Source organism: Candidatus Nitrospira bockiana, assembly GCF_965152565.1.
The window spans coordinates 3,608,962-3,632,528 of record NZ_OZ224215.1; the positions used below are offsets into that span (position 1 = coordinate 3,608,962).

29 protein-coding genes are annotated in these 23,567 nt (G+C 61.1%); 8 read left to right on the top strand and 21 right to left on the bottom strand.

What is annotated here, in order from left to right; all coding sequences use genetic code 11:
* Positions 1-30: 30 nt before the first annotated feature.
* The 5 genes from ACWHYV_RS17620 to ACWHYV_RS17640 form a co-directional block, all read right to left on the bottom strand.
* Positions 31-1,857, bottom strand: a complete 1,827-nt coding sequence (locus ACWHYV_RS17620) for a citrate/2-methylcitrate synthase (protein WP_447977796.1) — start codon at positions 1,855-1,857, stop codon at positions 31-33.
* A 110-nt stretch (positions 1,858-1,967) separates the two neighbouring features.
* The gene (locus ACWHYV_RS17625) at positions 1,968-3,167 is read right to left on the bottom strand and encodes an ATP citrate lyase citrate-binding domain-containing protein (protein ID WP_447977797.1); all 1,200 of its coding nucleotides are present in this window, start codon (positions 3,165-3,167) and stop codon (positions 1,968-1,970) included.
* 237 nt (positions 3,168-3,404) lie between these two features.
* A complete protein-coding gene (gene mutM / locus ACWHYV_RS17630; RefSeq protein WP_447977798.1) occupies positions 3,405-4,226 on the bottom strand; it encodes a bifunctional DNA-formamidopyrimidine glycosylase/DNA-(apurinic or apyrimidinic site) lyase in 822 nt (273 codons plus the stop codon).
* Positions 4,219-4,713, bottom strand: coding sequence for a uracil-DNA glycosylase family protein (locus tag ACWHYV_RS17635; RefSeq protein ID WP_447977799.1), 495 nt, complete (start codon positions 4,711-4,713; stop codon positions 4,219-4,221). Before ACWHYV_RS17635 ends, mutM begins: the two co-directional genes overlap by 8 nt.
* A 163-nt stretch (positions 4,714-4,876) precedes the next feature.
* Entirely contained in the window at positions 4,877-5,323 is a 447-nt protein-coding gene (locus tag ACWHYV_RS17640; protein ID WP_447977800.1) for a dual specificity protein phosphatase family protein, read from the bottom strand.
* 139 nt (positions 5,324-5,462) lie between these two features.
* On the opposite strand from ACWHYV_RS17640, the gene ACWHYV_RS17645 reads away from it, so the two are divergent.
* Both ACWHYV_RS17645 and ACWHYV_RS17650 read left to right on the top strand, forming a co-directional pair.
* Positions 5,463-5,822: a hypothetical protein gene (locus tag ACWHYV_RS17645; protein WP_447977801.1), complete on the top strand. Its 360-nt coding sequence runs from the start codon at positions 5,463-5,465 to the stop codon at positions 5,820-5,822.
* A 33-nt stretch (positions 5,823-5,855) separates the two neighbouring features.
* On the top strand, positions 5,856-6,032 hold the full coding sequence (locus tag ACWHYV_RS17650; RefSeq protein ID WP_447977802.1) for a hypothetical protein: 177 nt from the start codon (positions 5,856-5,858) through the stop codon (positions 6,030-6,032).
* Here the strand turns inward: ACWHYV_RS17650 and ACWHYV_RS17655 are convergent.
* Positions 6,029-7,219, bottom strand: coding sequence for a small ribosomal subunit Rsm22 family protein (locus tag ACWHYV_RS17655; RefSeq protein ID WP_447977803.1), 1,191 nt, complete (start codon positions 7,217-7,219; stop codon positions 6,029-6,031). The two genes, ACWHYV_RS17650 and ACWHYV_RS17655, sit on opposite strands and share 4 nt — an antisense overlap.
* 52 nt (positions 7,220-7,271) lie before the next feature.
* Here ACWHYV_RS17655 and ACWHYV_RS17660 point away from each other — a divergent pair, with 52 nt between their 5' ends.
* Positions 7,272-7,520 carry a hypothetical protein gene (locus tag ACWHYV_RS17660; RefSeq protein WP_447977804.1) on the top strand — a complete coding sequence of 83 codons (249 nt, stop codon included), beginning with the start codon at positions 7,272-7,274 and terminating at the stop codon, positions 7,518-7,520.
* 87 nt (positions 7,521-7,607) lie between these two features.
* Here the strand turns inward: ACWHYV_RS17660 and ACWHYV_RS17665 are convergent, their stop codons facing one another.
* The 5 genes from ACWHYV_RS17665 to ACWHYV_RS17685 all read right to left on the bottom strand — a co-directional run bounded on the left by ACWHYV_RS17665 (position 7,608) and on the right by ACWHYV_RS17685 (position 11,817).
* The gene (locus ACWHYV_RS17665; RefSeq protein WP_447977805.1) at positions 7,608-8,951 is read right to left on the bottom strand and encodes a transketolase C-terminal domain-containing protein; all 1,344 of its coding nucleotides are present in this window, start codon (positions 8,949-8,951) and stop codon (positions 7,608-7,610) included.
* 28 nt (positions 8,952-8,979) lie between these two features.
* A complete protein-coding gene (locus ACWHYV_RS17670; protein WP_447977806.1) occupies positions 8,980-9,744 on the bottom strand; it encodes a carbon monoxide dehydrogenase beta subunit family protein in 765 nt (254 codons plus the stop codon).
* An 83-nt stretch (positions 9,745-9,827) separates the two neighbouring features.
* On the bottom strand, positions 9,828-10,151 hold the full coding sequence (locus ACWHYV_RS17675) for a 4Fe-4S dicluster domain-containing protein (RefSeq protein ID WP_447977807.1): 324 nt from the start codon (positions 10,149-10,151) through the stop codon (positions 9,828-9,830).
* A 15-nt stretch (positions 10,152-10,166) separates the two neighbouring features.
* Positions 10,167-10,874 carry a 2-oxoacid:acceptor oxidoreductase family protein gene (locus ACWHYV_RS17680; protein WP_447977808.1) on the bottom strand — a complete coding sequence of 236 codons (708 nt, stop codon included), beginning with the start codon at positions 10,872-10,874 and terminating at the stop codon, positions 10,167-10,169.
* A 46-nt stretch (positions 10,875-10,920) separates the two neighbouring features.
* Positions 10,921-11,817: a thiamine pyrophosphate-dependent enzyme gene (locus ACWHYV_RS17685; RefSeq protein ID WP_447977809.1), complete on the bottom strand. Its 897-nt coding sequence runs from the start codon at positions 11,815-11,817 to the stop codon at positions 10,921-10,923.
* Between the two features lie 420 nt (positions 11,818-12,237).
* Here ACWHYV_RS17685 and ACWHYV_RS17690 point away from each other — a divergent pair, with 420 nt between their 5' ends.
* The 3 genes from ACWHYV_RS17690 to ACWHYV_RS17700 are packed head-to-tail and all read left to right on the top strand — an operon-like array spanning position 12,238 to position 13,743.
* Positions 12,238-12,486 (top strand): methylenetetrahydrofolate reductase C-terminal domain-containing protein, encoded by a 249-nt coding sequence (locus tag ACWHYV_RS17690; RefSeq protein ID WP_447977810.1) that lies wholly within the window; start codon positions 12,238-12,240, stop codon positions 12,484-12,486.
* Positions 12,483-12,884, top strand: a complete 402-nt coding sequence (gene queF, locus ACWHYV_RS17695; protein ID WP_447977811.1) for a preQ(1) synthase — start codon at positions 12,483-12,485, stop codon at positions 12,882-12,884. The genes ACWHYV_RS17690 and queF overlap by 4 nt, the downstream gene beginning before the upstream one ends.
* Positions 12,885-12,924: 40 nt before the next feature.
* Positions 12,925-13,743, top strand: a complete 819-nt coding sequence (locus ACWHYV_RS17700; protein ID WP_447977812.1) for a symmetrical bis(5'-nucleosyl)-tetraphosphatase — start codon at positions 12,925-12,927, stop codon at positions 13,741-13,743.
* 128 nt (positions 13,744-13,871) lie between these two features.
* Here ACWHYV_RS17700 and ACWHYV_RS17705 read toward each other — a convergent pair whose 3' ends face one another.
* The 5 genes from ACWHYV_RS17705 to folD all read right to left on the bottom strand — a co-directional run bounded on the left by ACWHYV_RS17705 (position 13,872) and on the right by folD (position 17,829).
* Complete coding sequence (locus ACWHYV_RS17705) at positions 13,872-14,516, bottom strand: DUF2238 domain-containing protein (RefSeq protein ID WP_447977813.1); 645 nt, start codon at positions 14,514-14,516, stop codon at positions 13,872-13,874.
* Entirely contained in the window at positions 14,513-15,172 is a 660-nt protein-coding gene (locus tag ACWHYV_RS17710) for a DUF2238 domain-containing protein (RefSeq protein WP_447977814.1), read from the bottom strand. Before ACWHYV_RS17710 ends, ACWHYV_RS17705 begins: the two co-directional genes overlap by 4 nt.
* Positions 15,173-15,248: 76 nt before the next feature.
* The gene (gene panB / locus ACWHYV_RS17715; protein WP_447980746.1) at positions 15,249-16,037 is read right to left on the bottom strand and encodes a 3-methyl-2-oxobutanoate hydroxymethyltransferase; all 789 of its coding nucleotides are present in this window, start codon (positions 16,035-16,037) and stop codon (positions 15,249-15,251) included.
* 10 nt (positions 16,038-16,047) lie between these two features.
* Entirely contained in the window at positions 16,048-16,938 is an 891-nt protein-coding gene (locus ACWHYV_RS17720; protein WP_447977815.1) for a methylenetetrahydrofolate reductase, read from the bottom strand.
* Positions 16,939-16,968: 30 nt separating this feature from the next.
* Positions 16,969-17,829: a bifunctional methylenetetrahydrofolate dehydrogenase/methenyltetrahydrofolate cyclohydrolase FolD gene (folD, locus tag ACWHYV_RS17725; protein ID WP_447977816.1), complete on the bottom strand. Its 861-nt coding sequence runs from the start codon at positions 17,827-17,829 to the stop codon at positions 16,969-16,971.
* Positions 17,830-18,221: 392 nt separating this feature from the next.
* Here folD and ACWHYV_RS17730 point away from each other — a divergent pair, with 392 nt between their 5' ends.
* Both ACWHYV_RS17730 and ACWHYV_RS17735 read left to right on the top strand, forming a co-directional pair.
* The gene (locus tag ACWHYV_RS17730) at positions 18,222-19,172 is read left to right on the top strand and encodes a hypothetical protein (protein WP_447977817.1); all 951 of its coding nucleotides are present in this window, start codon (positions 18,222-18,224) and stop codon (positions 19,170-19,172) included.
* Positions 19,169-19,897, top strand: coding sequence for a hypothetical protein (locus ACWHYV_RS17735; RefSeq protein ID WP_447977818.1), 729 nt, complete (start codon positions 19,169-19,171; stop codon positions 19,895-19,897). The genes ACWHYV_RS17730 and ACWHYV_RS17735 overlap by 4 nt, the downstream gene beginning before the upstream one ends.
* A 23-nt stretch (positions 19,898-19,920) precedes the next feature.
* Here the strand turns inward: ACWHYV_RS17735 and ACWHYV_RS17740 are convergent, their stop codons facing one another.
* From ACWHYV_RS17740 to fabG, 5 genes are all read right to left on the bottom strand, one after another.
* Entirely contained in the window at positions 19,921-20,364 is a 444-nt protein-coding gene (locus ACWHYV_RS17740; protein ID WP_447980747.1) for a peptidylprolyl isomerase, read from the bottom strand.
* Positions 20,365-20,542: 178 nt separating this feature from the next.
* Positions 20,543-21,244 carry a ribonuclease III gene (rnc, locus tag ACWHYV_RS17745; RefSeq protein WP_447977819.1) on the bottom strand — a complete coding sequence of 234 codons (702 nt, stop codon included), beginning with the start codon at positions 21,242-21,244 and terminating at the stop codon, positions 20,543-20,545.
* A 16-nt stretch (positions 21,245-21,260) separates the two neighbouring features.
* Positions 21,261-22,511, bottom strand: a complete 1,251-nt coding sequence (gene fabF / locus ACWHYV_RS17750) for a beta-ketoacyl-ACP synthase II (RefSeq protein ID WP_447977820.1) — start codon at positions 22,509-22,511, stop codon at positions 21,261-21,263.
* 12 nt (positions 22,512-22,523) lie between these two features.
* Positions 22,524-22,754: an acyl carrier protein gene (acpP, locus tag ACWHYV_RS17755; protein WP_447980748.1), complete on the bottom strand. Its 231-nt coding sequence runs from the start codon at positions 22,752-22,754 to the stop codon at positions 22,524-22,526.
* Positions 22,755-22,813: 59 nt separating this feature from the next.
* The gene (gene fabG, locus ACWHYV_RS17760; RefSeq protein ID WP_447977821.1) at positions 22,814-23,557 is read right to left on the bottom strand and encodes a 3-oxoacyl-[acyl-carrier-protein] reductase; all 744 of its coding nucleotides are present in this window, start codon (positions 23,555-23,557) and stop codon (positions 22,814-22,816) included.
* Positions 23,558-23,567 lie beyond the last annotated feature (10 nt).

Here is a 23,567-nt window from a genome sequence, read left to right on the forward strand (position 1 = left end):
ATGGACAATGGTGAATGGTCAATGATCGGCTCATCTGAGCGGCGGCACTTCACGGCGCTTCGGCGCCGCATAGTTGACCAGGTAATCGAACAATCGAATCAGGCGGCTGTCCTGGCGCTTCTGGTCCACCCAGTGTCCGATGAGGCCGATGGTGCGCGACAGGATGAAAAACCCGTTGAGGCTGTCCACGGGGAACCCGAGATCGACGAGCACCACGGCCATCGTCCCGTCCACGTTCAAGATCAGGTTGTCTTTCTTGGCGGACGTCACCTTCTCGACCTCGAGCGCAAAGTCCAAGTGCGGCGTCTTGATTCCGAGGCTCTTGACATATCCCACCAGCTCTTTCACGCGCTTGTCCGGATTTCGTACGCTCTTGACGCGATGGCCGATCCCCGGCACCGGGCCGACGTTCTTCTTCATGTAGGCCAGAAATTCGTCCACCGACATCTTGTTGCCAACGGCGTACTTGAACCAACGCCCGGCATCGGTAACCGCCCCTCCGAAGCGCGGTCCAATCATGATGAGGCCGGCCGCTACGGCCTGCGACATGCCGATACCCGCACAGGCCGCGATGATCGTGGTCAGAGCCCCGCTGACACAGGGGCCATGATCGGCCGAGAGCATCATGATGCGCTTGATAATCTCGGCTTCCTGCTTGGAGATCAGACGCTTGTCCCACAATAGGCCGATGACATGGGGGATATCGTACCCTTTGTTGATCAATTCGGACGCGGGATAGCCGTCGTAGAGCGGCTCATCGCCGCGATCGTCGCTGATCGTCGTCTTGATCAGCGGGACGACCGTCACCTCGCCGGCCCGCATCGCTTCATCGACGCTCTTCGGTAACTTTGGCACGTCCGCCGGGCTGAGTTCGGGAACGGGGACGACGAGCCCGGTCTTGACGAACTCTTCGTACGTGGCCTTGATCGCCGGGCCGAGCGCGCCAAACGTATCCGGGACGATCGCCCCGGCTTTCTTGAGCGCGTCCGATTTGGATCGTGCCGACCCCTCCCCTTTCAGGCCCTCTTTTGCGCCGGCATGACCGAATTTCATCCCCTTGGGGAGACTCTCTTGGCAAAAACCCGACACGACGGCGAGCAGCTTGATGCGGCGCTTCTTGGCTCCGTACCATTCAGCAGCCCGTTCCTCGAGGTCTCCACCCATCTCTCCGACGATGACCACCGCCTTGGTCTGCGGATCTTGCTCAAATTTCTCCAAATACGTCACATAGTCGGTGCCCGGGTAGGCGTCGCCGCCGATGCCGATCGCGGTCGTAATGCCGTCGGCAAACTGCGAGCAAATCCAGACGATTTCGTTCGAGAGTCCGCCGGATTTGGTGATGACTCCGAACGAGCCTTCGCGGTAGAGCTTGCACGCGACGAGATTGTCGAATGCGCCTCCGATCACGCCCAACCGGCAGGAGCCCGCGGAAATAATGCCGATCGACGACGGGCCGTTGAAAATCTTCCCCAGCTTGATCGCCTGCCGGCCGAGCAACTTCGCATCCTTCTCGGGCACGCCTTCCGTAATCATGGACACGAGCTGGATCTTCGGATCGTTCAAGGCCTCCAGCCCGGCGGCCAATGCACGGTCAGCCCCGATGTAGACGAGACTCGTGTTGATTTGCGGATGGTTGGCCGTCGCCTCGGCCACGCTCTTGTAGACCGGGATCGTCAAGAGCCCGCTTCCATACGGCACTTCATTCGTCTTCCCGGCGTCTGGCGGGTAGACGAAGGCATCGACGTTCAGCGGGCGCTTGATCATATAGCAGAACTCGGCCATGCGCCGGGCTGCATTCAAGCCGGCCGCACCACCCTGGATCACGACGTGGGTGTCTTTGTTGGCTAGGATGCTCATCGGGATCTCCCCTTCTTTACCGTAGTGCTGAATGCAGAGTGATGAGTGCAGAATACCGGAACCTTATCTCCAAAAGTCCTCGCTCATCATTCATCGCTCGTCACTCATCACTATTTTTGCTGGAGCGCCATGTCGACGATGTCGGTCAGCGGCGTGTGACGATCATACACGTGGATGTCGAAGCCCTCATCACGCAGGGCGCGCATGGCATCCAAGCCTTCCTTTTCGCGCGGACCGCCACGACGGACCCAGATTTTGACACCGTTCAGCTTGCCTTCGCTCTTCGCTTTGCGGAACCCATTGATGATTCCGCCGAACGTCTTCTTGACGTCCGTGAAGTTCGCAATGGCTCCGCCCACGATGATGTTCTTGATACCCGGGAGCGAGCAGACCTTTTCCGTCAGGACCTCAACTGCCCAATCCGGCGGATCGCCCGAGTATTCGGCGTAATTGGCGAGCTTCCCCCCACGCGCAACCACGGCATCGGAATAGTAGACGCTGGCGCCGCCGCCGGCCGGCAACATGGCGGTATCGCCTCCCGGGATCTCGATGAACTTCACGGATCCCTTGATCTTGGCGTCGACCGCCATCACCTCCAACTCATTTTTGGTATAAGCCCGGCCGAATTCGGCCGCGAAGGGAAAGTTCCAATCGGGATGACGGAATTTGGCGTCGGCGTCGAGAAGCGTGACGGCGTCCAAGGCGACCAGCTCACCGTCGCCCTCTCGAGCGACAACCGGATTGACCTCGAGATACTGAGCATCTTCATTGTCAAAGCACGCGAACATCTTTCCAGCGAACTCCGCCACCTTCTTGGCCAGCTCCCCGGAAAACCCGGCTTCCTTGACCAGCTTTTCAAGGGCCTCTGGAGCCGGTTTGGACCCGATTTCGACCGGCAGTTTCTTGACGCGATCCCAATTCGACTCCACCTCGATGCCGCCGCAGTTCGCTACCAAGACCTCGGCCCCCTCGCGCGTCGATTTGACCGCGACATAGTACTCGTCCTTGTGCGGAATCATCTCGGAGACGATGACCTGCGAGACCGTGATGCTGCCGACTTGGCGGCCGAGCATTTCTTTCGCCGCGGTCACAGCCCCGTTCAAGTCGAGCCCGACCTTGACCAGCCCGAGCTTAAAACGGGACCCGAGCGCCTCGTGCGCTTTCACGACCAGCTTGGCCTTCTTCAGCCAGTCGTTCACCTCGCCGAGCTTCTGCAACTCATCGGCAGACGTGATCACGACGTAATTGGGGACGGCAATTCCCCATTTCTTCATGAGCCCCATCCCGGGGCCCTCAAGCACTTTCGCCATGTGGACTGCTCCTTACGGTGAGTGTCGTGGCCGGAAAAGAGCTGCTAACCTAGCGGATTTTCAAATGCGACTCAATGCTCCAAAGGGACTAACAGTAAGCAGCCCAGAAGTCCTACTCGGGTGGACAACAGTGGCCCGACACAGAGCGCGCTTTGGGCGGTACTTTGAAGTGTAAGAAAACTTGAGTCGGGCAGTCAATTGAAAAACAAGGGGAAGTTTCGGTGCTCGAAAGGTGGATCAACGCTGACAGAAAGGGCAATAGAACGAGCTCCGCTCGCTCACCACGCGACGGATGGTCTTGCCGCAGGCGTTTGGACACGGCTGTCCTTCCTTGTCGTACACCAAATGTTGCCTGGCATACCGGCCCTCGGTCCCGTCCGGGGCTCTGAAATCCCGCACGCTCGAGCCTCCATCCTGGATCGCAGAAGTCAGGACTTCCTGCATGACGCGATACAGCCGCTCGATGCGATCGCGCCGTAAGCCGCGGGCAAGCCGGTGCGGGTGCAGCGAGGCCCTGAACAGAATTTCGTTCGCATAGATGTTCCCGATGCCGGCGAGACGCTGTTGATGCATGAGCAAGGCCTTGAGCCGCCCCCTCCTTCCTTTGACGAGGGCATGAAACTGCTCGAAAGACAGGCGGAGGGGGTCGTATCCGAAGCGGCGGGCGAGAAACGCCTCGAGTCCCTCCTGGTCCAGCAGATGGATCCGACCGAACCGCCGTGGATTCCAGTAGCGTAACGCGTCCTCGCGCCCTCCTTCGAGCGTAAGGATGACGTGGGTGTGTCTTTGGAGACGTGCCGGCGGCGCAAAGAGTAATAAGCCCGTCATCCCGAGCTCGGCGACGAGAAAACGCGGTTCATCTCCTCGTGAGCAACTCAGCACCACACTCTTACCGTGCCGTTCGATCGCGGTGATCCGAGCCCCGCGGTAGCATTCGACCGTCTGGAGTCCCTGCCGGACGATATCGGGCCGGCCGATCCAACAATCCTTGATGCTGGCACCGAGAATCCGCTGCCGGAGTTGGCGAACCACGACTTCCGCTTCAGGTAACTCAGGCATGGGCGTCTCGCGCCTCGCGGAGAAGGATCAGCCGACGAAAAATCCTGGCGACGGCCGTCTCGAACGCTCGCAGGGATGGATAGCTCCGGCGGATAGTCACAAGGTTTCGTGGCGAGGGGTGAGGCAAGGGGATGACGGTGGGAAGCTGTTCCTCTTGTCCGTAGGTCACCTCGATTGCCTGGGACACCTGCTTTGCAGCCGTCTTGCCAATCGTGACGATCACGGAAGGACGGAGCACCTCGAGCTCACGCACCAAGTGCCCGAAGCACGCGGTGATCTCACATGGCCGAGGAGATCGGTTCGTCGTGGAAGCGGGCACCGAGGGATGACATTTCACCGCGTCGGTCATATAGAACACATCTTCGAGGTCCCGATAGCGTGGATGCTCGAGTCGATCGAGCGCGCGTCGCAGGAGCAGGCCGGCAGGGCCGGTCCATCGCCGTCCGTTCGCCCAACTTCGATACCCGGGTGCTTCCCCAACGAGCATCAGCCCTGTGTGATGAGCCCCCGAGACCCGATGCGAGAATTGGCGCCATGGGTCCAACGACGGACACGTACGGCAGGAATGAATATCGTTCTGTACCAGATGGAGGAGCCTTGGCGCACGAGACGAGCGGGGCCCGGGAGAGCACGCGTCGCGCACCGGGGGGTCAAGACGAGGGGTGAGCCTCGGACTGCGGCCCGCGAGGACCGGACGCTCGGAGGAGTTTGACGGTCTCAACGGACCATTCCAGATTGGGGAGTGGGCAGGCGCCGGGCCGCCGGGCCGTTACCAGTTGAACCGCCCTAGTATACGGCATTCGCTCGACGCAGCATAGGTACGCAATGACCGCCGAGACGGAGCGCCCCATCCCCGCTCGACAGCAAACGAGGACGGGACCGTGTTCGGACTGTCTCTCGAGCCAGTCCACGGCTTGCCTCAGCAAGCGGGGCTCGGCTTCGCTGAATTCCTTCAATGGGATCTTGGCGTAGGGGATGGCGGGGGGCGGCGTGACCGTTTGCTCATCAGCCACGAGCAGCAGTGCGCGCACGAACGGAGGCAGGTTCTTGGCGTCGTAGATATTGCCGACCATGAGCGTCTCGGTGATGGGATGCATCGGATAAGTATAACACCCTGAATCGATCGAGCGAGCGCGAAGCGCGCCTACGCCCCGGCGCCTGCACGGCGAGGCGTGAGGAACGTTGAAGACGCGCGCGCCCGAGCGTTATACTGACGGCGGACGAAAGGGAGTGTCAATGGAACGCATGACGGTCGAGCAGGTGGAATCACGATTGCGCGATGTCCGTTGCGCCGTCTGTAAGGCCAATCAGTTCGGCATCGATCGGCGCACCATGCAGCCGGACGGCGAATGGAAGGGCGTCTGTCTCAAATGCCGCTACTCATTCCCCGTTCACACCGACATGGAGTTCTACCAGCGAACTCAACCGGATATTCCCTACCTGCTGAACACGATTCCCTGTCCGAAATGTCACGCCCAAGGGGTTTCGCTCGACTTTCGGATCGTCTTGTCCGTCCGGGACGCCTTCTATTTCGTGGCCTGCCGGAGCTGCGGGCATCCTTTTACCGAAAAATCATCCTTGGAATCGTTCGAATAGCGCTCGACCCAAGAAAGGATGTATACTGGACTCATGGAGCCATCCGCCGAGAACCGCGGCCAACAAGGCGGTCCGGAGAAGAACCGCAAAGAACTTCCGCTCGTCTCCGTCCCCGACGACCGAGAGCTGCTGGCGCAGGAGATGGCCGAACTCTTCGAGGAAGACAAGGTCACCCACCAGCACGGGAGCTCCGAGCCCGAAGCCGATTAGTCCACCGGCCGGACGATCCCGACGGCCGTTGTGCTGCCGATGCGGCCCGCACGCTGAGTGTCCCCCGTCGCTTTCCATTCGACCTCCCCAAGACGCACGATCGCGCCCCGATGCCAGGCATCCATGACGTGATTTTCCGGGGATCGCGCACGATTGAGCCGTCCCACATCCGATCGCCCCTGTTCATTGCACAGCCAAGCGCGTTGGTCGCCCTTCAACACCCGAAGCTCGCTTACGACCCGGTACAGGTCTGGAGCGCGAGGGACAACGGTGAGACCGTCTTTGCGCAACGCCAGATATGAAAACTTGAGCGCATCTTTGATGAACCCGACTTCTCGATCGATGGCCGCAATCCAGGGAGGAGGGAGCCATGGACGTTCCTCATGGCACCAGTCCTCCTCACGGGTCAGCGCAGGACAGGGACGCTCATGGAGACAAGGACTGTAGACGTTCACTCTCGCAACGGCCAAGACGGCGTTCCTGAGGCCATGAAGGTGCCGGGCCGCGTCACGCAGCGCCGGCTCGACGATCAGGAGAGTTCCTCGATCATCCAAGTGCAGGAGCAGGCGTTGAAGCAAGGCGAGCTGACTTGCCACGGGATCATGCGCCAGGCTCGCACATTCGTTGAGCGTGTTGGCCAGTACGATCAAGTCGAAGCGCTCGCTTGCGATTGCCGGTATCCACGCTGGTTTCCTCACGTCGGCCTGCAAGCTGGTCAACCGAGCATCGGGAAGCGGAACCAAGCGGCGGTATTCGTCCCATAACCTTTCTGCTTCGTCCAGTGCTCGAAGACTTCGGTCGACCGCCTGCACATGAACGCCGGTTCCCCCACCGCCGGGCGCACTCTGGAGCCAATCAAGGACGGCCAATGGGGTCGTGCCAGGCCCGCTCCCCAGATCGAGGACCTTCAATGGCCTCTCCGGGTCACGGCGGGGCAACTCCGACAGCAGCACCTGTATTTTGGCGGCGTTGACTGGAAGAAAGTAGGCGACGTAGGCGGTACGGAGACGCGTCTCTGCAAGGTAATCCTCGATCAGGCCTGCCCGGCCCTTCGTGAAGAGCACGGACAGCTCCGACACCCCTCGGCATAGGGCGGCGAACTCACGCCGGTCCTTCCGGCACCGCTCCCAACCGATTCGCTCGCGGATAACCCGTTGGAGTACGGGGGATAGCGTCATCACTGCCATGTTGACCAGCCCAAAGGCCGTGGTGTATTGTCGCCGCTAGAGGGGTTCATCGATGACCGATGCCATCTTGCAGGCGTATCTGGAAGTCGAGCGTGCCATGCAGAAGTACAACGAGGTGCTCGAGGCTCAAGTGAAGACCTTGCGCGCATCGGAAGGAGCGGATGCGTCCAAACTGGAACGGATGTCCCACGGCGCCCGGGCGATGAGGGACAGCAGCATGATCTATCTTTCCTACGCCAAATTCATCGCCTATGGAATGCCGGAAAGTGAAGAATTGGTCCAAGAGGACTTGCAAGGGTAGCAGGACCAGCGGCTGATTCATGCGCCGAAAAGCAAAGAGCCCGATCCCCCGGGGGATCGGGCTCTTGCCGTTCTAAGGGATGTTGTCTCAAATGCTGCGCATGAAATGCGCCACTTCTTCGGGGTTCACATCCGTCCCCATGATCTGCGACATGGCGACGTTGGTGGACTTCTTGCCGGTCAATCCGGACTCCACTTCGTCCACGATCAACTCCACCGGCATCGACTGCCCGCCATAGACGCGCGGCCCGCCGATGATCTTGGCCTTGGAGTAACCGTAAATCGCGGCGGCCACGTCCTTCGCCAACCAGCCCACATAATTGAACTCCGGAATGACGATCAACTTGGCTTTGGCGCAGAGCTGACGGAGTTCCTGCGTCGGGAACGGCCGGAGTGACCGGATCTTGATCAACCCGACCTTGATGCCTTTGTCGGCGCAAATGCGGATGGCTTCACGCGATTGCGCGACCGCGCTCCCGGAGGCCACGAGGATGGCATCGGCATCCTCGGTATTCTCCGCCGTGCACAGGCCGCCCATGTACTTGTTGATGTACTTTCGAGACCGCTCGACGGCCGCCCAGACTTCCTGTTGCCACACCGCGTGAATGTTGTAAGCCATGAAGTTCGACTTCTGGACCGGAGCGTCACGAGACAGGCGGGCCGGCGGGTTTTCGGCATCGAGGACCGGCACGGCCCCCCGCCAAGCTTCCCGGGGAGGCAGCTTCATCCCGCGGTCCTGCATATGGACATATCCGCGTGCGTGCGTGACGAAGAACCCATCACACGCCACCCCGACCGGCAAGGTCACGTCGTTCTTTTCGCTGATGATGAACCCCTTCATGATGAAGTCGAACATGTCCTGCTGGTTCTCGGCATGGAAGAGAATCAGGCCGCAGTTCAAGAGGTAGGAGATCTCGATGTTGTCAGGCTGAATCGCCAGCGGGGCATTGACCACCCGACAGGTGAACATGATGACGGCCGGAAGACGGTGTCCAGGCCAGGAGGCGATCGGTTCGATACCGCGCAGTGTTCCGGGGCCCGCCGTGGCGGTGAAGCACCGAACACCCGCACGGGACGCGCCAGCGATCGCGGACATCACGCCGTATTCCTCCTCGCCGCGGTAATACTCCTTCACATACCCTTCCCCGTAGAGCACGCCGATCAACTGCATCGTCTCGCTTTGCGGCGTAATAGGATACGCGACCGCAAAATCGACGTTCGAACGACGCACGGCTTCCTTGGCAGCCTCGCTGCCCGTGATGAACTCACGCGTCCGGGACGCCTCCAGAAACATGTATTCGGGAGAGACGACCCTCTGTTTCTTGGCCTCGGCGTGAGGGTCTTTCTTCGCTTCTGCCTTGGGGGCAGCGACGCTGGTGATGGGATCACCCTGCGGATTGGTTTTGACTTCAGTTTCGAGAGATTCGCTCATAGTTCCACCCCTCTGGCTCGAAGATGGGCTAGCCTTCGCTCTGCATGTGTTCGGCGCGGTGCCCGAAGGCTGCGGCGCTGGCGAGCCCGGATGACGTCGGCATGAAATCAAGCGGGTTGGTGTGGGTCTTCCCGCCGTGCACCCGCGATTGCGTCCCTGTGAAACGGACGTTCTCGCCGCTCTCCGGCAGCTTGATCCCCATTTCCTCACGCACGCGCTTGACCACTTGGGCGACCTTGCGCAGCTTCGCCGCATCGCAGTCACGGATCGTCAACATGGCGTCTTCGTGCCCCTGCTCGGCGCACAAGGCGCTCGTGCAACAATTCGTTCCCGCACGAATCATTTTGAGCGTGAGATTGGCGTAGTGGCAGTGGACGCCCACGAAGATACACGCTTCGATCTTGTTCCCCCAGATCGTCAAGTTCGGGTGGTTGGGATTGATCACTTCCTCGGGATCGATCTTCGGGTACTTGGGACGATAGTCGGGCATCGGAATGATCAACACATCGGGGATCTGCGCCGCAATCTCGAGGACCGCTTTGGCCTTGTCCACTGCATGTTCGTTCCAGGCCCATAAGACCAAGGGACCGGGGAAAATCGTCGCGTTGGGGTTGGTCAACATCACCCGCGCAACCTCTTCCATGACCTTTTCTTCGTTCGGCTCGAGCAGGCCATACGCCAACCCCTGGCCGGGCTCCGGCAAGGCCACGCCTAATTGAGCGGCCGACGGTGGATGGAACCCCGCGGGACCGGGGACAATGATGCGTTCTTTCGTCTGCTGCGTCGTCTGCACGCGTAACGTCCTTTCTTCTCAGCGTTCTCTTCTCAGCGCTTGAGAGCGAGCGATCGACCCTAGGTTTGGGAGCACATGGTCGCCTACCCGACGGTGGGGCTGGTCAGGAGCGCCGTCGTCGTCTTCTCCCCGTATCTCACATTGTCGGTCAGCGCGGCTTTGGGAAGTTGGTCGATCATGATCATCTTGATCGCATGGTGCTTGGCCATGTTGTCGCAGACCCACACACACTGCGCACAGCCCTTACACCGATCAACTGCCACGTAGGCTGCCCCGTACTTGTATCCCTTGTCCTTGCCCGCCTCATTGTTGTAGAGGATCGTGTTGGCTTCCGGACAGAACTGCGTACAGAGCTTACAACTGGTCTGCGCACAAATATCGACGTCAATATCGGCTACAAGGTACATTGACCCCTCTTGTGGTTAGGCCGTGGCCGCAGCAGCGGGCTTTGCCGCCTGATCCACGCCCCATCCGTTGGACGCGGCGTAGTCCCACCCGGCTTTGATGACCGCAACGTTCTTTTCGATCAGTTCCTGCTTCTTTTTGAACTTCCGCTCGACGACGCTGTCCAACGCTGCGGTGCCGCCGGAGACGACAAACCCTTTGCCCAGGAATCGATCCTTGACCGCCTGCGACAAGGCCTCCATGTTGGTAAGGCCCGTGATGCAGCCGATGGCGCCCATGAGCGCCATGTTGGTCGCGAGATCCATGCCCGAGATCTCAAGCGAGAGTTTCGTGGCTGGGAAGTAGTAAAGCTTGGCGCGCCGCTCGTCGAGCTCGCGCTGATTGTCCTTGTGGAGCTTCATTGGACCGTCGGAATTGATCAGCGCGATCCCGTCCTCCTTCAGGCCGAAGTAGAACGGCATCGTGTACGACTTCCCATGGGTGATGACCTGCGGGTGGAAGATGATGATGATATGTGGAAAGGTGATCTCGCCGATCTCATAGATCGGTTCGTCGGAGACCCGGACGTAGCTCTCCACCGGAGCCATCCGCTTCTCGGACCCATAGAACGGCACGATCGTGCTCTCACCGCCCGCGTTGATGACCGCGGTGCTCAGGATGTGCGAGGCCGTCACGACGCCCTGCCCGCCGACCCCCGCCATTCGAATATTGAACCGTTTTGCCATCGCCGACTCCTTACATGAGACTGTTCTTGGTTCCCTTGAGCGGCCCTCAGCGCTGAGGGATGGCGGCCGCGACGGCCGGCTTCGGCAGAAACTCCTTGTACCCGTACCGCTCGCTCAGATACTGCTTGGCCTCATCGGTGATGAACTCCGTGAACGCGTAGCGGTCGTTTTCTACGTTCTTTGCATCCTCCATGACCTTATCGGTCGGAATGGCATACTCGATGTTGCAGGAGGTGTAGGCTTGGATGTACGTGGGACCAACTTCTCGGGCGATGAGCACGGCCTTCTTGATCACGTTCTCGACCCGGCGGGGATTGTTCGGCACGACCGTGGCGACGTACGCGCAGCCTGCCACTTTCGCCATCTCGACCATGTTCATCTTCTCGAACTTCTTCCCAAGGGGGGCCATCTTGAGGACGGCACCACGGTTGGTCATGCCGCTTTCCTGACCGCCCGTGTTGCCATAGACCTCGTTGTCCAGCATGATCGTGGTAAAGCGCTCTTTCCGGAACCAGGAGTGCAGCACGCAGGAGAACCCGATATCCGCCAATCCTCCATCTCCGGCCATCACGACGACGTCTTTCGGCTTGTCTCCAAACCGCAGACGCAGGCCTCGAGAAAGGCCGCTCGCGACGCCGTTCGTGTCGCCGTAATTGCCATAGACGAAGGGTATCGCCGCCTGCGACAGAGCAAGGCGCCCGCACCCGGCCGTGCCTACCGTAATCGTATCTTCCGGATTGGGGAAGGAGATCATGGCGAGACGGATGAACAGGGTCATGGCACAACCCGCGCACATCGGGTGCTCTTCAAGGATTTCTTTGAAGCTGCCCATCTGCGAGACGGTCACTTTCTTTCCGAAAGGCCCGTGCTCGACCATGTCACGGTACTCTTTCGGCATGAACTTTTCGAATCCGTTCGAAAACTTGACGTAATCGAGACTCATCTCGCGCCCTCCCTTTCTCGCCCGGCTGCCCCCTTCATTCAGGGCTGAACCGGCCTCCAGAAAGAATCACAACTGGTTCAGATCCAAAGCGATTTTGAGTGATGGATCCTAGCAAAGCCCCAAAAACAATGTCAACGAAAAAGTCTTTGGCCGAGGGTGGTTTCGGCCATGGCAAATCCTATAACCAGCGTGATTCCAATGCAACTCAACAGAAGGCCCACGGGGGACGAAAGAAGGCCTACCACCACCCAGCCGGATAGGCCGATGGTCCTAACCCCGCTCTTTCCGTGAAAACGAGGCGACCAGACACCTTCGATCCCGACACTGTCCGGCTGCCCGCTCAATTGCTTGCTTGCCTTGCCTGCCGTTGGGCAAACGTCTCATTGCCGAGGCGAACAGCACTGGTATACAGTACGGCGCATGCCATTGAGGGTTCTGATCCCAGGAGAAGAAGCGGGGGACGAGTACTGCGGCGGGGTGCACAATCGCCCCCCGGCGCCGGATGGCTCTCCCAAGTCGGAATGCCCCAAGTTCATGAGCCATGGCCCGTGCGGCGGAGTCCGGAAAGGGGGCTTCTGCGAGGTCTACCCGGATATGAAATGCCCCTGGGTCACGCTCTACTTCGAGCTTGAGAAAATTGGACAACTGGACTGGATGAAGCAGGTATGAGCAGAAGACGAACGACCAAGCTCGGCTACAACGACGAGCACGCACGCAGCGGTCTCACAACAGGGCTACCGGAGATCGAAACCTGGCCGAATCAGTACAAAGGGTACGAGATCACGATCGAGATCCCGGAATATACCGCCATCTGCCCCAAGACCCAACTCCCCGACTTCGGGACCATTCGGATCCGCTACATGCCGGACCAGGCCTGTGTGGAACTCAAGTCCCTCAAGCTGTATATCCACGCCTATCGCAATGTGGGCATCTTCTATGAGAATGCGGTCAATCGCATCCTCCAGGATCTCGTGAAAGCCTGCCACCCGGTATGGGCCAGCGTCACGGGAGAGTTTACCGCCCGGGGCGGACTCCGGAGCGTCATCGAAGCGAAGTACCCCTCGTAACCGGCCTTCGAGCGAACTCCCTCCGGCGGATCCTTTTCTCATGGCCACCTATGCAATCGGCGACGTCCAGGGCTGCTGGACGGCCCTGGAACGGCTCATTGCGCATATTGGGTTCACTCCGGATCGAGATCGTCTCTGGTTCGTGGGCGATCTTGTCAACCGCGGCCCGCAATCGCACTCCGTGCTCCGTTTCGTCAAAGACTTGGGAGCTGCCGCGATCACCGTCCTCGGCAATCATGACCTGCACCTCCTCGCCGTCGCCTCCGGGGCTGTACCTCCACGAGGCAAGGACACGTTCACTGATATCTTGGAGGCTCCTGATCGGAACGAGCTGATCGCCTGGCTGGGACACCGGCCGCTGCTGCATCGTGAAATCCGCGACCGGCGGGACTGGTTGCTCGTGCATGCCGGGCTCGTCCCTCAGTGGACCGCTCGCCAAGTCGAAGGCTATGCGCGGGAAATCGAGCGGGCCCTGCGATCCGATGAGCAGTCGGCGCTGCTTCGACTCATCTATGACGATGGCGCGCCCACCGCATGGTCCGAGGATCTTAGTGGTCTCACGCGTCTTGCCTTTGTCGCCAGGGCGCTGACCCGCCTCCGCGTCTGCAGCCTGACAGGGGAGATGAACCTCAGCTTCAAGCGGACGCTTGACGACATTCCGCCCGGCTTCGTCCCTTGGTTTCAGGTTCCCGGGAGGAGAAGCGCCGACGCGACGATCGTCTTCGGCCACTGGGCGGCCTTGGGCCTCTATGTGCATGACGACGTCATCGGCCTCGATAGCGGATGCGTATGGGGACGCTCGCTGACGGCCCTCCGCCTCGAAGACCGTAAAGTCTTTCAGGTGTCCTGCGACAAGTAGCCGGAAGCTGATCTCGCCGATCATCTCCGATCACCTCGGCAGACCGCTCCATTTGGAAGTCTGGCCCAAAGTCTTCTGCTCGAGGGCCGGACCAGACTGCAGATGTGGGCGCCGCGGTTGGAAGTGGGTCAGGGTGTGCGGGTGATCCTGGGAATGGCGTAGGTCAACGCAATCGTGATCACCGCACCGATGATCGCCATGGTCATATCTTTCTGCGCATCCCATTCGTCGCCTTGAGTGCCCAGATAGGCGGTGCCCAGTTCAGGATTGACCACTTGGGCCACCCAGGCCTCCAGCACCTCGAACAACCCGCTCAGCGACGTCACGGCCAGGCCGGCGATCAAGAGAGCCCAGCCGGGTGTGACCTTGGCAAGGCGCACGAAGACTTCATAGACCGGGTAGGCCAAGAGAAGCCCGAAGGCGAAATGCACCAGGCGATCGAAGTGATTACGATCGAGATCGAAGACCTCTTTCAACCAGAAGCCGAAGGGGACCTTGGCATAGGTATAGTGGGCTCCAATGGCGTGCAAGATCATGAACACGGTGAGCAGGAGGTAGGAGAGATCGGAAAAGGCGAAGCGCCGATACGTCGCGACAAGCGTGACGACGAGGCCGATCGCGAGCAGGTTTTCGAGCAACCAGTCCTCACGGTCGACCGGGGAGATTGCAAGGGCCACCCACAGGACCGCATAGACCGCGAGCAACCCCTGGAGCAACCGGTCGCGGCGGAAAGTCCGGTGTGCGGCGGCGGTCCTCGCCGTGGTCAATGTCATGAGGACTGTTGCAGCGAGTCGACGCGCTCGGGTACGAGATCGGCTCTCACCGTCCGTTCCGCCACCTTTCGAGCGAGCACGATCACGGCGACGCACAGAATGGCGCCGTACATGGCCGCGGCCATGTCGCGCTGTGCATCCCAGATATCGCCCTGCGAGCCCAGGAAGGTCAGGCCGAGTTCGGGTTTCGAGGCCTGGGCAAACCAGCCTTCCAAGATCTCCCAGACGCCGCTCAACCCCAAGATCGTCATGACAGGGAGGTAGTAGACCAGCCATCCGCGGACACCGGCCACGAGACGGAAGAACTCCTCAAAGGGATAGGTCAGAAGGAACCCGAACGAGAAGTGCACCAGACGATCGAAATGGTTCCGGCTGAAGTGGAGCGCCTGCTGAAGCCAGCCGCCGAACGGCACTTGCGCGTAGGTGTAGTGAACGCCCACCGTGTGCAGGGTCAGAAACAGCGTGATCAAGATATAGGAAGCGTTCGACAACGGGAGAAGCCGGTGAGAGACGGTCAAGACCACGACGAAGACAACGGGCAACACGTTGGCGGCCACCCAAAATTGACGATCGGCGGGGGTGATCGCCATGGCGATCGAGAACACCACGTACCAGATGAGCAGCGAAGCGAGGAACAGCCTCCTGCGGGTCTTCACGCCTCCCTCCCTCGATTAGGTTGTTGAACAGGTCGTTCTGTGACCAACCGGACCGGTTCGGCGATCCCAACGGAACTTACTGGTAGCTTTCGGCGTCGGATGGAAACTTCCCGTGCTCGACTTCTTCATGATAGCGACGCAACGCCTGCAAGGCATCGGCTTTGAGGTGGGCGTACGGCTTGACGAACTTCGGCACGAATTCATCGAACAGGCCCAACAGATCGTACAGGACCAGCACCTGGCCGTCACAGTGAGGGCCGGCGCCGATCCCGATCGTAGGGATCGTCAGCGCCTGTGTGACCGTCCGGGCAAGCGATGCCGGAACGGCTTCGAGGACGAGGGCGAACGCGCCGGCCGCCTCGAGGCCCCTGGCCTCCTCGATCAGCAGCTCGGCTTTCTCACGCTCCTTCCCCTGAACCTTGTACCCGCCGAAGCGGTTCACCGATTGTGGGGTCATCCCCAGATGCCCCATCACGGGGATGCCGGCTCGTGTCATCGCTTCCACCCGGTCGAACGCGGCCGCCCCGCCTTCCAGCTTCACCGCTGCCGCTCCAGCCTGCACCAGGCGACCGGCATTGCGCACCGCCTCCTCCACGCTGACTTGATAGGAGAGGAACGGCATGTCGGCGATCACGAGCATCTTGCGTGCGGCGCCGACGACGAGCTTCGTATGGTAGAGCATGTCCTCCATCGTCACCGCCAGGGTATCTTTCTTTCCCTGCACGACGACGCCGAGGGAATCACCGACGAGGACCGTTTCGATCCCCGCCTCTTCGACGATACGGGTGAACAGGGCGTCATAGGCCGTCACGACGACGAGCTTCTTCCCCTTGCGCTTGCGCTGTAGAAACTCGGGGACCGTCATCATTGGCGCGCTACCCCAATTCGGCTCGAGTCAGAATCTCCGGGAGCCGATCGATGGCCTTGATCGCCATGATATGGACGCCGTCGCAATGCGGCCGCACGGCTCGAATCGTGCGGACGGCGATCTCGACGCCGACATCGAGCGCATGCCTCTCGCCGGCCCGGCGCAACTCCTCGATCATCTCGGCCGGGACGGAAACGCCGGGGATGTTGGCATTCATGAACTCCGCCATCTTCGCCGACCTCAACAACAGGACGCCGGCGAGGACCTTGACCTTGAAGGGCCGTACCGCAGACATGAACGAAGCGAACCGCTCGGGGTGATAGATGGCCTGGGTCTGAAAAAATTGTGCGCCGGCCTTCACCTTCGTCTCAAATTTCGCCAGCATCGGCCCCAGCGGATCGGCTTCGGGAGTCACGGCGGCACCGATCATAAAGTCCGTGGCGCCGTCGAGCTTGTTGCCGGCCAGGTCCCGTCCGTTGTTCAATCCCTGGACCATTTGCATCACCTCGACGGAATCCAGATCGTAGACCGGCTTGGCGTCCTTGTGATCGCCGACGGTGGGGTAATCGCCGGTCAAGCACAGGATGTTGCGAATCCCGAGGAGGTGGGCCCCGAGCAAGTCCGATTGCATGCCGAGGCGATTCCGGTCGCGACACGTGATCTGCATGACGGGGTCATGCCCCATCTCGTAGAGCAGACGGCACAAAGACAACGAGCTCGCGCGCATGACGGCGGCCGTGTTGTCCGTCACATTGACGCCGCTCACCCGTCCAACCAGTGTTTTGGCACTGTCGAGGATGCCCGAGACGTTCGTGCCCTTCGGCGGGTTGTACTCGATCGTCACGGCGAACTCGTTCCGATCCAGAACCTCTTTGAGGCGCCGCGCCCCCCTGCTCATTCGTGCCGTCCCTTCTCAGGCCACGCCGGCTCAGGCCACGCCGGCCGTGCGCTTCGCGGATTCAAGTGTGTTGTCGAGGAGCATCGCGATCGTCATCGGGCCGACGCCCCCGGGGACCGGGGAGATCCACCCCGCCCGTTCACTGACCGGGCCGAAATCGACGTCGCCGACGAAGGTCCCGTCGTCCAGACGGTTGACGCCCACGTCGATGACGACGGCGCCGGGCTTCACCATGTCGGCGGTGACGAATCGCGCTTTGCCGATCGCGACGACGAGGAGATCCGCTTCCCGGCAGACGGCGGGCAGATCCTTGGTTTTGGAATGGCACACGGTCACCGTCGCGTGCCGGTGCAGGAGCAGAAGGGCCGCCGGCTTGCCGACGATGTTGCTGCGCCCGACGACGACCGCCCGCTTTCCCTCGATGGACACGCCGGTCGATTCGATCATCTTGATCACGCCCTTCGGCGTGCAGGGCACGAACGTCGGGTTGCCCTCGACGAGACGCCCGATGTTGCAGGGATGAAAGCCGTCTGCATCTTTGGCAGGAGTCACTGCATCGAGAATCACCTTGCTGTCGATCTGTTTGGGCAACGGGAGCTGTACCAGGATGCCGTGCACCTTGGGGTCACGGTTGACCTTGTCGATCAGCGCGAGCAACTCCGCCTGGGTGGTCGTCGCCGGCAACTTGTGCTCGTCCACATAGATGCCGGCCGCATCGCAGGCCTTCTGTTTGTTCTTGACGTAGAGCTTGGAGGCCGGGTCGTCGCCCACGAGAATCGCGGCCAGCCCGGGACGCACGCCGGTCTTGGCCACCAACTCCGCGACCTCCTTCCCGATCCGTTCCCGGATCGTCTGCGCGAGTGCTTTGCCGTCAATCAGTCGTGCGGCCACGATTCCCTCCCTTTCGGTTTCCTGACCACGCCTTTTATCCGCTTATCCGCTTGCTCGACAGATGAACCTGCCGCCGAACCCTGGCGCTGCCGCACCTCGAATGACTCGTACGCAGCTCACCACAGATGCGGTTGTCGGCTCGGACGGGGTCTCATGGCGGAGGCATCATGAAGAAACTCGTGAACAATACCAGGCCGTCGAAAACGCCGTCAAGGCGAGCCGTTCCTTGACACCCTTGAAACCCGTCCAGTACGATGCGGCACGATTGCGACGCGAGCCACTCCTCCTCCGGCTCTCGCTCCGGCCGCTCGCTTCGTTTCCTATCCATGCACGCACTTCCTATGCATGTACTGAACCGGCCTCGCGCCGACAGCAGTCCTCTCCGAGCCTGGATGTTGGTCGGCCTCGCGTGGTTGGCCTCCGCGATGCCTTCGGTGGGATGGACCGCCCAGGTCCAAGGCCTCAAGACGCCACAAAGCTTCGTCGCGGACCCGTCCGGTCAGTTCTACTTCATCTCGAATCTCAACGGCGAGCCGGACGCCAAAGACAACAACGGCTTCATCACCCGCCTGGATCAGAGCGGCAAGGTCACGGACCTGCATTTCGTGCAGGGCGGGCAGGGCACCACCGTGCTGCATGCCCCCAAGGGCATGGCGATCGTCGATCGTCTGCTCTACGTCGTCGATCTCGACACGCTACGCGGGTTCGACAAGGAGACCGGAGCCGCGGTGATCACGGTCTCATTCGCCTCGGTCGCCGCACCCGGACGTCCCGTGGCTTTGTGGGACGTCGCCTATGACGGAAACGGCACCCTCTACGTGTCCGATACCGACGGCAACTGCATCTACCGGGTAGAGATCAACAAGCAACACGGCATCTCCCTGTTGACCAGGGATGCGGCCCTCGCCGGGCCGGCGGGCATCGCGTGGAACGCAAGAACCGGAAAACTCGTCGCGGTCAGTTGGCACAAGGGGAAGATCGTCGAGATCACACCGAGCGGCCACGTCTCCGATCTCGTCTCCAATTCATTTCTCACCGCTCGGTTCCACAACCTAAGCGGCGTGGACTTCGACGACTGGGGAAGCATGTATGTCTCGGACTTCACGGCCGGGAAGGTATGGCGGATTCGCCCGGACATGAAGTTCGAAGTCATCGCCGAATTTCTTCCCACCCCGGCGGATCTGGGCATCGACCGCAAGAACCATTTGATCCTCGTCCCGTATCACTATGCGGATGCCGCGGAGATCAACGGCCTGGAGCGGCCCTCGACCGGGGAGGCCAAGAAGAAACGCAGCTTCTCGGATTACGGTTTCAGCCCGCCAAAAAAAGGGCCAGGTCAGTGAGTACGTGCAGCTATTGTCATGAACGGAAGGGAAAACGTCCCTGCCCCGCCCTCGCCGGGCATATCTGCAGTTCCTGCTGTGGTGAGCATCGGCTGGCGCGCATCGCCTGTCCCTCCGACTGTGTATACCTGGACAGCAGCAGCACGTACCAGCAGAAACGGGCGGCGGAGCGATTTGCCGTCGAGCGGCGCGCCTTCTACAAGACGCTGTTCGACCTCGGCGGTGAAGCGGCGGCGATTCTCTTCAACCTGGTGGAGATCACCGCTTATCGCTATTTCCATGGGCGCAGGGACGCGACGGACGGTGAACTCCTCGCCGGGCTCCAATCGCTCCGCCGCATGCTGAGCCCGTTGCACATCCCGGCCGGCCCGCCGGGAGCCTTGGCCGATCATCTGAAAGCCGAGTACGATGCCTTTGCGGCCCAGCAGGCGCAGCAGCGTCAACAAGGGCGACCGGGGCTCGAGCAGCAGGAAGCGACCGAGGTGCTGGACAAAACCCTCGCATTCGTGATCCAGGTGTCCGGCGGCGGGCTCCAATCGAATCGTTTTCTGACGGGGCTGATCGGCTATATCAAGACGTACCATCCGGACTTGGCGGAGCAACTCACGAAGCAAGCTCAGGAGGGCGGCCGGATCGTGCTCCCGGGCGACGTCCCATCGGGCTTTTCCACCGCCCTTTCACCGCAGCCGCGCCAGCACGGCCCGCACTGTACCCACCACCATTGACCGGATTCCGGTTCTTCCCGGCGTCACTCGACGATCGTCACCGTCATCTCCGTGCGATCCACCGGATTATCCCTGGCGTCCCGCGGCTGGTTGACGATCTTGTCCGCCACTCCCATGCCTTTGACGACCTGACCAAAGGCCGTGTACTTCCCGTCGAGGAAATGCGAGTCCTCGACCACGATGAAGAATTGGGAGCCTGCACTGTCCGGATCACTCGATCGCGCCATCGACACGATGCCCCGCTTGTGCGGGATGTCGTTGAACTCGGCCTTGACGCTATGCCCGGGGCCGCCCATTCCGTACAGCTCCTTCTTGTTCGGGTCCTTGGTGTTCGGATCCCCGCCCTGGATCATGAATCCAGGAATCACTCGGTGAAAGATCGTCCCGTTGTAGAACCCTTCCTTCGCAAGCTTGATGAAATTTTCCACGTGCTTGGGGGCCTTGTCCGGGAAGAACTTGATCTCCATCTCTCCGAACTTTGTCTTGATGACGGCTCTCGGCCCCTTTTCGGCCGTCGGCCCCGACGGGGTTTTGTCGGCCGTGATCGCCGCCCCGGCCCCCGCAAGCATCGTGGCCAGCAGGACTCCCAACACCGTTTTGACAGTCTTGCGTTCCATCACCCCTCCTCTTCGGATCCGACCATGCTCAATTGGTCTGCGCCAAGGCCTGCCTGGCCGCCATCTGTTCTGCTTCCTTCTTGCTTCGGCCGACGCCGACGCCGAGCACGTCCCCGTTGACGACCAGGTGTACCTCGAACGTTTTCTGATGATCCGGCCCGACCTCTTTCACCAGCCGATAGTGCGGCAGCGTGTCGTACCGCTTCTGACACCATTCCTGGAATCGCGTCTTGTAATCCTGCAGCAGTGCAGGCCCCCCGTGCGATTGAAGCTCCTGGAACTCCTGCTCGAGGACACGGAGGATGAACCGGCGCGCGGCTTCGAGACCTCCATCGAGGTAGACGGCGGCGACGAGCGCTTCCAAGGCGTTGGCGAGCAACGAAGGCTTTTCACGTCCTTGCGTCAGCTCCTCGCCGCGCCCCAGGCGCAACAAGGCCCCGAGGTCCAGCCGGCGGGCGGCACCGGCCAGCAGGGGTTCGCTGACGAGCCGGGCCTTGAATTTGGACAGCTCCCCTTCCGTGGAGTCGGGAAACATTTCCACCAAGCGCTCGCTGACAACGAGCGTCAGGGCCGCATCGCCGAGGAATTCGAGCCGCTCGTTGTGTTTGCCCTGCTTCGGCTTCACCTCGTTGACGTGTGATTTGTGGGTCAGCGCTTCATCGAGCAGGGCGGGGTCGCGAAACACGTAGCCGACAACCTGCTGAGCGACTTCCGTCGAGGGGTGAGACATCCGACCGCCTGGCCTGTCAGGCGGCAAGTTTTCTGAACAGAAGGCAGGCATTGACGCCGCCGAAGCCGAAAGAGTTGGACAGGGCGACATCGATCGAGGCCTCCCGCGCGCGTGCCGGGACGTAGTCCAAGTCGCACTCGGGATCGGGATGATCCAAATTGATCGTCGGCGGCAGCACGCCCCGCTGGATCGCCAGGACACTGAAGGCCGCTTCGATGCCTCCGGCCGCACCCAAGAGGTGGCCGGTCATCGATTTCGTGGAACTCACCGGGATGCGAGAGGCGTGCTCGCCAAAGACGCGTTTGATCGCCTGGGTCTCGATCTTATCGGCGAACGTCGACGTCCCATGCGCATTGATGTACCCCACTTCACCCGTGGAGATGCCGGCGTCCTTGATCGCCAAACGCATGCAGCGGACGGCGCCCTCGCCGTCATCGGGGGGCGCGGTGATATGGTGCGCGTCCGCCGTCATGCCGTAGCCGATGATCTCCGCGTAGATCCGCGCACCCCGGCGCTTGGCGGTTTCGAGTTCTTCGAGAACCAGCACCCCGGCTCCCTCGCCGAGCACGAACCCATCCCGATCCCGGTCGAACGGCCGGCTTGCGCGGGTCGGCTCATCATTGCGTCTCGAGAGGGCGCGTGCCGCACCGAAGCCGGCGACACCCAGCGGCGTGATCGCCGCCTCCGCCCCTCCGGCCACCATGGCGTCGGCGTCGCCGCGTTGGATCAGACGAAAGGCATCCCCGATACAGTGGTTGCCGGTGGCACACGCCGTCACCGCGCAGGAGTTCGGGCCGCGCGCGCCGAGTCGTATGGCCACCTGACCGGAAGCCAGGTTGATGATCACCATCGGGATGAAGAATGGAGAAACCCGGTCCGGCCCCTTCTCTTGCAAGACCTTGTGGTAGTGCTCGATCGAGGACAGGCCGCCGATGCCTGATCCGATGTAGACGCCGACGCGCTCGGCGTTCTCCGGGCTGACCTTGAGCCCGGCATCATCCACCGCCAACTGGCTTGCGCCGACGGCATAGTGGATGAACAGGTCCATCTTCTTGATCTCTTTCTTCTCGATGAACGCCGCCGGATCGAAATCCTTCACTTCCCCCGCGATCTGCGTGGAATAGTCGGTGGGATCGAATCTCGTGATGCGAGTGATGCCCGATTCGCCCGCACAGAGCGCTTTCCAGGTCTTCTCGAGCCCCGTTCCCAGCGGGGTGACGAGGCCGATCCCCGTCACGACCACCCGTCTGTCTGCACGATCTCCCATGGCCGTCCGGCGCTACACTTTCTCTTTGATGTACTCCATCGCCTTCCCGACGGTCAGGATCTTTTCGGCATCCTCGTCGGGAATCTCGATGTCGAACTCCTCTTCGAACGCCATCACGAGCTCGACCGTGTCCAGCGAGTCGGCACCCAGATCATCGACGAACGACGCCTCGGGCACCACTTCCTCCTCATCGACGCCGAGTTGCTCGGCGATGATTTTCTTCACGCGATCTTCAATCGCCATCGGTTTCTTCACCTCCTCCATACATCCTCCTCCTGTCGGTGGTTCCGCGTGAGACGGGATCACGCCATCAACATGCCCCCATTCACATGGATGACTTGCCCGGTGATATAGCTCGCTTCGTCGGACACGAGAAAACGCACGGCCGCCGCCACGTCCGAAGCCTGCCCGAGGCGGCCCAATGGAATCTGCTTTTGCAGGGTTTCTTTGACGTCGGCCGGGAGCCCCTGCGTCATCGCCGTGTCGATGAATCCCGGCGCGACGGCGTTGACGGTCACCTGCCGGCTCGCATACTCACGGGCGACGGTTTTCGTGAAGCCGATCACGGCGGCCTTCGACGCGGCGTAATTCGCCTGGCCGGCGTTCCCCATGACGCCGACGATCGAGGCGATGTTGACGATGCGGCCGTAGCGCTGCTTCGTCATCGGTTGCATCACGGCCTTGGTGCAATGAAAGGTCCCGTTGAGATTGACCTGAAGCACGAGGTTCCAATCTTCTTCCTTCATGCGCACCAGAAGACCGTCCCGCGTGATCCCGGCGTTGTTCACCAGAATGTCGATCTTGCCCCAGGCCTTGAGAACCTTGTCGGTCATTTCTTTCACATCGGCCCATTCGGCGACGTTCACCTTGACGTTCATAGCCCGCCGGCCCAGGGCTTCGATGGCTTCGACGGCTTCCTGCGCACGGCCGGCGTCCATGTCCGCTACGACGACATCCGCCCCCGCCCGGGCCAACGTTTCCGCTATGCTCCGGCCGATTCCCTGCGCTGCTCCCGTGACGATCGCCACTCGGCCTTCCAACGACATGAGGACTCCT

Excerpts from the sequence above, each read along its gene's own strand:
- ACWHYV_RS17665 (WP_447977805.1), bottom strand. The coding sequence starts at position 8,951 with ATGAGCGAATCTCTCGAAACTGAAGTCAAAACCAATCCGCAGGGTGAT.
- ACWHYV_RS17625 (WP_447977797.1), bottom strand. The coding sequence starts at position 3,167 with ATGGCGAAAGTGCTTGAGGGCCCCGGGATGGGGCTCATGAAGAAATGG.
- fabG (WP_447977821.1), bottom strand. The coding sequence starts at position 23,557 with ATGTCGTTGGAAGGCCGAGTGGCGATCGTCACGGGAGCAGCGCAGGGA.
- fabF (WP_447977820.1), bottom strand. The coding sequence starts at position 22,511 with ATGGGAGATCGTGCAGACAGACGGGTGGTCGTGACGGGGATCGGCCTC.
- queF (WP_447977811.1), top strand. The coding sequence starts at position 12,483 with ATGAGCAGAAGACGAACGACCAAGCTCGGCTACAACGACGAGCACGCA.
- mutM (WP_447977798.1), bottom strand. The coding sequence starts at position 4,226 with ATGCCTGAGTTACCTGAAGCGGAAGTCGTGGTTCGCCAACTCCGGCAG.
- ACWHYV_RS17635 (WP_447977799.1), bottom strand. The coding sequence starts at position 4,713 with ATGCTCGTTGGGGAAGCACCCGGGTATCGAAGTTGGGCGAACGGACGG.
- ACWHYV_RS17655 (WP_447977803.1), bottom strand. The coding sequence starts at position 7,219 with ATGGCAGTGATGACGCTATCCCCCGTACTCCAACGGGTTATCCGCGAG.
- ACWHYV_RS17700 (WP_447977812.1), top strand. The coding sequence starts at position 12,925 with ATGGCCACCTATGCAATCGGCGACGTCCAGGGCTGCTGGACGGCCCTG.
- ACWHYV_RS17720 (WP_447977815.1), bottom strand. The coding sequence starts at position 16,938 with ATGAGCAGGGGGGCGCGGCGCCTCAAAGAGGTTCTGGATCGGAACGAG.
- acpP (WP_447980748.1), bottom strand. The coding sequence starts at position 22,754 with ATGGCGATTGAAGATCGCGTGAAGAAAATCATCGCCGAGCAACTCGGC.
- ACWHYV_RS17685 (WP_447977809.1), bottom strand. The coding sequence starts at position 11,817 with ATGAGTCTCGATTACGTCAAGTTTTCGAACGGATTCGAAAAGTTCATG.
- ACWHYV_RS17730 (WP_447977817.1), top strand. The coding sequence starts at position 18,222 with ATGTTGGTCGGCCTCGCGTGGTTGGCCTCCGCGATGCCTTCGGTGGGA.
- ACWHYV_RS17620 (WP_447977796.1), bottom strand. The coding sequence starts at position 1,857 with ATGAGCATCCTAGCCAACAAAGACACCCACGTCGTGATCCAGGGTGGT.
- rnc (WP_447977819.1), bottom strand. The coding sequence starts at position 21,244 with ATGTCTCACCCCTCGACGGAAGTCGCTCAGCAGGTTGTCGGCTACGTG.
- ACWHYV_RS17650 (WP_447977802.1), top strand. The coding sequence starts at position 5,856 with ATGGAGCCATCCGCCGAGAACCGCGGCCAACAAGGCGGTCCGGAGAAG.
- panB (WP_447980746.1), bottom strand. The coding sequence starts at position 16,037 with ATGACGGTCCCCGAGTTTCTACAGCGCAAGCGCAAGGGGAAGAAGCTC.
- ACWHYV_RS17690 (WP_447977810.1), top strand. The coding sequence starts at position 12,238 with ATGCCATTGAGGGTTCTGATCCCAGGAGAAGAAGCGGGGGACGAGTAC.
- ACWHYV_RS17675 (WP_447977807.1), bottom strand. The coding sequence starts at position 10,151 with ATGTACCTTGTAGCCGATATTGACGTCGATATTTGTGCGCAGACCAGT.
- ACWHYV_RS17660 (WP_447977804.1), top strand. The coding sequence starts at position 7,272 with ATGACCGATGCCATCTTGCAGGCGTATCTGGAAGTCGAGCGTGCCATG.
- ACWHYV_RS17680 (WP_447977808.1), bottom strand. The coding sequence starts at position 10,874 with ATGGCAAAACGGTTCAATATTCGAATGGCGGGGGTCGGCGGGCAGGGC.
- ACWHYV_RS17705 (WP_447977813.1), bottom strand. The coding sequence starts at position 14,516 with ATGACATTGACCACGGCGAGGACCGCCGCCGCACACCGGACTTTCCGC.
- ACWHYV_RS17640 (WP_447977800.1), bottom strand. The coding sequence starts at position 5,323 with ATGCATCCCATCACCGAGACGCTCATGGTCGGCAATATCTACGACGCC.
- ACWHYV_RS17740 (WP_447980747.1), bottom strand. The coding sequence starts at position 20,364 with ATGGAGATCAAGTTCTTCCCGGACAAGGCCCCCAAGCACGTGGAAAAT.
- ACWHYV_RS17645 (WP_447977801.1), top strand. The coding sequence starts at position 5,463 with ATGGAACGCATGACGGTCGAGCAGGTGGAATCACGATTGCGCGATGTC.